The organism is Nitrospinota bacterium (assembly GCA_016217735.1).
Taxonomy (GTDB): domain Bacteria; phylum Nitrospinota_A; class UBA7883; order JACRGQ01; family JACRGQ01; genus JACRGQ01.
In genome coordinates this window covers 1-6,054 of sequence record JACRGQ010000051.1, presented here as the reverse complement: position 1 = coordinate 6,054, position 6,054 = coordinate 1, and the positions used below count along the sequence as shown (strand labels likewise).

Genomic DNA, 6,054 nt, shown 5'->3' with positions numbered 1-6,054 from the left:
GCATCATCAAGCCGAAGAATTTTCAGACTCCTTACGCCACGTATATCCGCAGCGTCATCGGCGGCCTGCTGGTGCAGGGGGTGGACAACCAGCTCCTCGACGAAAAAAACCTCCGCGTGGTGAGCAAGCGCCAGCCGACGCCGAAAGAGATGGAAGACCTGCTCTTCGCCTGGACGGTGGCCAAGCATGTGAAATCGAACGCCATCATCTTCGTCCGCGACGGCGTGACCGTCGGCGTGGGTGCGGGGCAGATGAGCCGCATCGACAGCACGAAGATCGCCGTGAGCAAGGCGCAAAGCCCCGTGAAGGGGTGCGTGATGTCGTCGGACGCCTTCTTCCCCTTCCGCGACGGCATCGACGCGGCGGGCAAGGAAGGGATCGCCGCCGTGATATCGCCCGGCGGCAGCATGCGCGACGAGGAAGTGATCGCCGCCGCCGACGAGCACGGCATGGCGATGGTCTTCACCGGCATGCGCCACTTCTATCACTAAGACACCGACATGCCTGTCATTCTGAGGAGCGGAGCGACGAAGGATCTCTTTCCGGAAAGCGATCCTTCGCCTTCGGCTCAGGATGACACTGTTTTTTAACAACCTGCTATAATCGGGCGGATATGAATTTCCAGGACATCGTTCACACGCTGCAATCCTTCTGGGCCAAGAAGGGCTGCTTGGTGATGCAGCCGATAGACTCCGAGGTGGGAGCGGGCACGTTCCACCCCGCCACTTTCCTGCGCGTGCTGGGACCGGAGCCGTGGAACGCCGCCTATGTGCAGCCGAGCCGCCGCCCCACCGACGGACGCTACGGCGAAAACCCGAACCGCCTGCAGCACTACTACCAGTTTCAGGTCATCCTAAAGCCCTCACCGCTTGACGTGCAGGAGCTTTACCTCGAATCGCTGCAAACACTTGGCATAGAACTCAAGGCGCACGACATCCGCTTTGTGGAAGACGACTGGGAATCACCCACCCTCGGCGCGTGGGGACTCGGCTGGGAAGTCTGGCTGGACGGCATGGAAATCACCCAGTTCACCTATTTCCAGCAGGTGGGCGGTATCGATCTCAAACCGGTTTCAGCCGAAATCACCTACGGGCTGGAGCGCATCGCCATGTACCTCCAGAACAGGGATTCGGTCTACGACTTGCAATGGAACAATGCGGTGAAATACGGCGAGATATTTCTGGCCGATGAACAGCAGTTCAGCAAATACAACTTCGAGCTTTCCAACGCGGCCGCCAACGCCGTGCTGTTCGACAGTCTGGAAGCGGAGGTGAACAAGCTGCTGGAGGCCGGGGTGCCGCTGCCGGCGTATAATATGGTTCTGAAGTGTTCGCACGCCTTCAATATGCTCGACGCGCGCGGCGCCATCAGCGTGGCGGAGCGGACGACCTACATCGCCCGTGTGCGGAAACTGGCGGGAAAGTGCGCCCGCGCCTATCTGGAATGGCGCGAATCGCTCGGCTTCCCCTTGTTAAAAAAGGATTTTTAACGCCACACCTTTTGCGAGAAAACGCACTGGAAAGCCTTAAATAACAAAGGGGATACTCCTCGTTCGCAAAAAGCCATAAACTTCTTGTACCGCAGTACATATTAGGGTATTCTTAATGGCTTGACAATTCATCTTTAAAAAGTAAATTAAGGAGAAATTTAGATATGGGGCGGATTAACTATCTGTTTACTTCGGAATCGGTTACCGAAGGACATCCGGACAAGATTGCAGACCAGATTTCCGACGGCGTGCTTGATGCTTTTATCGCGCAGGACCCGATGTCCCGCGTGGCCTGCGAAACGTTGGTCACCACCGGCCTCGTCATGCTGGCCGGCGAAATCACCAGCAAGGCTGTCGGGGTCGACATCCACAAAATCGTACGCGACACCGTGAAGGAAATCGGATACGACGATTCCGCCATCGGGTTCGACTACCGCTCCTGCGCCATCCTTAACGCGCTGCATGAGCAAAGCCCGGACATCGCCCAAGGGGTCGTCCGCAAGACCGACGAAGAGACCGGCGCCGGCGACCAGGGGCTCATGTTCGGCTACGCCACCAACGAAACCAAAGAATACATGCCGCTGCCGCTGCTGTTGGCCCACAAGCTGACCGCCCAGCTCGCGAAAGTGCGCAAAGACGGCACGCTCAAGTGGCTCCGCCCGGACGGCAAATCGCAGGTGACCGTCGAATTCGTCAACAAAAAAGCGCACGCCATCGACACGGTGGTCATCTCCACCCAGCATGCCGAAAGCGTGGATAACGACACCATCCACAAGGAAGTGCTCGACAAAGTCATCCGCCCGATCATGCCCGAAGGCCTCTTCCACGAAAAAAAGTGCAAGATATTCATCAACCCGACCGGCCGCTTCGTCGTCGGCGGCCCCCACGGCGACTCCGGCCTGACCGGCCGCAAGATCATCGTCGACAGCTACGGCGGCTCGGCCTGCCACGGCGGCGGCGCATTCTCCGGCAAGGATCCGACCAAGGTCGACCGCTCCGCCAGCTACATGGCCCGTTACATCGCCAAGAATCTGGTGGCCGCCGGCATCGTTGACCAATGCGAAGTGCAGCTTGCCTACGCCATCGGCGTGGCCGAGCCGGTGTCAGTTTTGGTGGACGGCTTCGGCACCCGCAAAATCCCGCAGGAAAAAGTCGTCGAAATCGTCCGGAAGAACTTCGACCTCCGCCCCTTCGGCATCATCAAGATGCTGAAACTGCGCCGCCCCCACTTCCAAAAAACCGCCGCTTACGGCCACTTTGGCCGCGAGTTGCCGGAATTCCAGTGGGAACAGATCGACATGGCCGCCAAACTTAGAAAGGATGCCGGACTATGACCACCGCAACCAAAAATTTCGACGTAAAAGACATGGGTCTTGCCGACAAGGGCAAAGCCCGCATCGAATGGGCCGATCAGGATATGCCGGTGCTGCGCGCCGTGCGCGACCGCTGGACGAAGGAACAGCCCCTTAAGGGCATAACCATGTCCGCCTGTCTGCACGTCACCGCCGAAACCGCGAACCTCGTCCGCGCCCTCAAGGCGGGCGGCGCGGATGTGGCGCTGTGCGCCAGCAACCCGCTCTCCACGCAGGACGACGTGGCCGCGGCGCTGACCAAACACTACGGCATCCCCGTCATGGCCATCAAGGGCGAAGACAACGACACCTACTACCGCCACCTCGAAGCGATGGTAATGCGCGAACCGAACGTCACCATGGACGACGGCGCCGACCTCGTGACCCTGCTGCACACCAAATATGTGGAAAAAGGCAAGAACGTGGTCGTCAGCATGGAAGAGACCACCACCGGCGTCATCCGCCTGCGCGCGATGGAGCGCGACGGCAAGCTGATGTTCCCGGTCATCGCCGTGAACGACGCCACCACCAAGAACATGTTCGATAACCGTTACGGCACCGGCCAGTCCACGCTCGACGGCGTCATCCGCGCCACCGACATGCTGATCGCCGGCAAGACCGTCGTCATCGCCGGCTACGGCTGGTGCGGCAAGGGTTGCGCCATGCTCGCCCGCGGCATGGGCGCCAAGGTCGTCGTCACCGAAGTCGACCTCATCAAGGCCCTCGAAGCCGCGATGGACGGTTTCCAGGTCATGACCATGGACGAAGCGGCGAAGGTGGGCGACCTCTTCATCACCGTCACCGGCAACATGCACGTCATCCGCCCGGAACACGCCAATTCGATGAAACAAGGCGCGATGGTCTGCAACAGCGGCCACTTCGACATCGAAATCGACCTCAAAGGTATCGCCAAGGAAACCAGGGAAATCCGCAAGGACATCCGCAACTTCGTCGATGAATACAAATTGAAGAACGGCCGCAGCATCTATGTGATAGCCGAAGGCCGCCTTGTGAACCTGGCCGCCGCCGAAGGGCACCCCGCCAGCGTGATGGACATGAGCTTCGCCACGCAGGCGCTTGCCTCGGAATACGCCGTCAAGGAACGCAAGAACCTCCAGAAGAAAGTTTACAGCGTTCCGGTGGATATCGAAAACTGGGTGGCGCGCCTGAAGCTGGAATCCATGGGAATCGCCATCGACACCCTGACGAAAGAACAGGCCCACTACCTCTCTTCGTGGGAGCACGGAACCTGATCACCGTAAGGAACAACAACTTGTGAAGCATGAATTCAAAGGGGCTCGCATAGAGCCCCGCAAAATTACCGGCAACATCTCGGCCGCGGACCTGATCGGAAACTTTTTTAACGCCTACAACGGCGCGCGCGTGGCCGAGATATGCCGCCTCCTCGAAAAGAAGGTGCTGAAGGAAAACGTCACCGTCGGCGTTTCCCTCACCGGCGCGCTCACCCCCGCCGGGCTGGGCGCCAGCGCCCTCGTGCCGCTCATCGAGACCGGCTTTATCGACTACATCGTCAGCACGGGCGCGAACCTTTATCACGACATCCACTACGGGCTGAACCTCGCCATGCACAAAAGCTCGCCGTTCGTGGACGACGTGGAACTGCGCAAACACCAGCTTATCCGCATTTACGACATCATTTTCGATTTCGACGTTCTGCTGCAATCGGATAAGTACGTTGCGGACACCGTGGGCAAGCAGGAGTTCCTTCGGAAACTTTCCACCAGCGAACTGCACTACCTCATGGGCAAGCACGTGAACGACACCGAGGCAAAACTCGGCACCCAAGGTTCCACCGTGCTGGGCGCGGCATACCGCGCCGGCGTGCCGGTGTATTGCCCCTCGCCGGGTGACAGCACCATCGGCATGAACATCGCCATGCTCAACGTGGCGGGACGCGGCGACGTGATCATCGACGTGGTGGCCGACGTGAACGAGACCGCCGCCATCGTGCTGGACGCGATGCTCCACGGCGAAAGCGCCGTGATAATCTTCGGCGGCGGCAGCCCCAAGAACTTCCTGCTGCAAACCGAGCCGCAGCTCTCGGAGGTGCTCAACATCCCGGTGCGCGGACACGATTACTTCATGCAGATCACCGACGCCCGCCCGGATACCGGCGGGCTTTCCGGCGCCACGCCGCACGAGGCGGTAAGCTGGGGGAAGGTGAACCCGGAGCTGCTCCCCAACGCCGTGGTGGCCTATGTGGACACCACCATCGCCATGCCGCTCATGACGGCGTACGCGCTTGCCAAATGTCCGCCGCGTAAGCATAAACGGCTGTATGATAAGCGTGGCGCGTTGCTGGATCAGCTCAAGGCGAAATACCGGGAGAACAACAAGCAGTGAATGGCAAAATCCTGGCGGTTATGATGGCGGGCTTGGCCCTTTCCCTCTTCGCCTGCCAGGATCATCACTTCGTCCCGATGGAGAAGGCGGACAAAATCCATATTCCCGCCGGCACCGAGAATGCCCCCGGCTTTGCCGAAGGGCCGGTGGCGCAAAAACAGGTTATGGCCGAAGCGCAAAAATCGTCCGCCGCACCCGCCCCGCAGGTTCCGCCCCCGGCGGCCATGCCCGGCGGCAAAGCCCCCGCCATCGACGCAGGATATGTCATCGTGGATGGCACGCTGGAGCTGGGAGCCGAACAGAAAAAAATGGATTTCAAAGGCTGGACCATTTACGTGCTGGTTCGCTTGGTGGATCAGCCCGCGCCGCCGCTGGCCGTCACCCGCATTCCCGCCGGAAGCTTCCCGGTTAGCTATGTCATCACCAATGCCAACCTGATGGTGGGCGATGCCCCCAAGCCGGGAGCCAAGATTCTGATCGAAGCGCGATTGGATAAAGATGGCGACCCCATCTCCAAAAATCCGGGCGATGTCTACGGCTTCTCCCTGAAACCAACCGGCGTGGGCGACCGCGGCGTAAAAGTAGTCCTCGACCAAATCCGCCGCTAAATGTCATCCCCGCGAAGGCGGGGATCCAGCCATACTTTCAAAGCTCTCTTCCCTTTCTCCCCTTGGATAGGCAGCATGCAATTTGCCGCCAAGCGGCAACAGTATTTTCCAATATGAAAATGAGTCTGAAGGGAGGGGGTGCATGATTCCTCATCCCTGCGTCCCGAACTGTTCAAATATTTCTGTAAACAGCGCGTCCCTTGCCTCGTTCTTTTGTCGTGCGGCCTCGTTGTCGGACATG

At 59.5% G+C, this 6,054-nt stretch carries 6 protein-coding genes; all 6 read left to right on the top strand.

Annotation, left to right across the window (positions count from 1 at the left end; genetic code table 11):
* Positions 1-491: bifunctional phosphoribosylaminoimidazolecarboxamide formyltransferase/IMP cyclohydrolase (purH, locus tag HZA03_08490; GenBank protein ID MBI5637992.1), on the top strand; the 491-nt coding region annotated here is incomplete at its 5' end.
* 122 nt (positions 492-613) lie between these two features.
* A complete protein-coding gene (locus HZA03_08485; GenBank protein MBI5637991.1) occupies positions 614-1,489 on the top strand; it encodes a glycine--tRNA ligase subunit alpha in 876 nt (291 codons plus the stop codon).
* A gap of 164 nt (positions 1,490-1,653) precedes the next feature.
* On the top strand, positions 1,654-2,823 hold the full coding sequence (locus tag HZA03_08480; GenBank protein ID MBI5637990.1) for a methionine adenosyltransferase: 1,170 nt from the start codon (positions 1,654-1,656) through the stop codon (positions 2,821-2,823).
* Entirely contained in the window at positions 2,820-4,094 is a 1,275-nt protein-coding gene (locus HZA03_08475) for an adenosylhomocysteinase (protein ID MBI5637989.1), read from the top strand. The genes HZA03_08480 and HZA03_08475 overlap by 4 nt, the downstream gene beginning before the upstream one ends.
* A 22-nt stretch (positions 4,095-4,116) precedes the next feature.
* Positions 4,117-5,205, top strand: a complete 1,089-nt coding sequence (locus HZA03_08470; GenBank protein MBI5637988.1) for a deoxyhypusine synthase — start codon at positions 4,117-4,119, stop codon at positions 5,203-5,205.
* Complete coding sequence (locus HZA03_08465) at positions 5,202-5,813, top strand: hypothetical protein (protein ID MBI5637987.1); 612 nt, start codon at positions 5,202-5,204, stop codon at positions 5,811-5,813. The genes HZA03_08470 and HZA03_08465 overlap by 4 nt, the downstream gene beginning before the upstream one ends.
* Positions 5,814-6,054 lie beyond the last annotated feature (241 nt).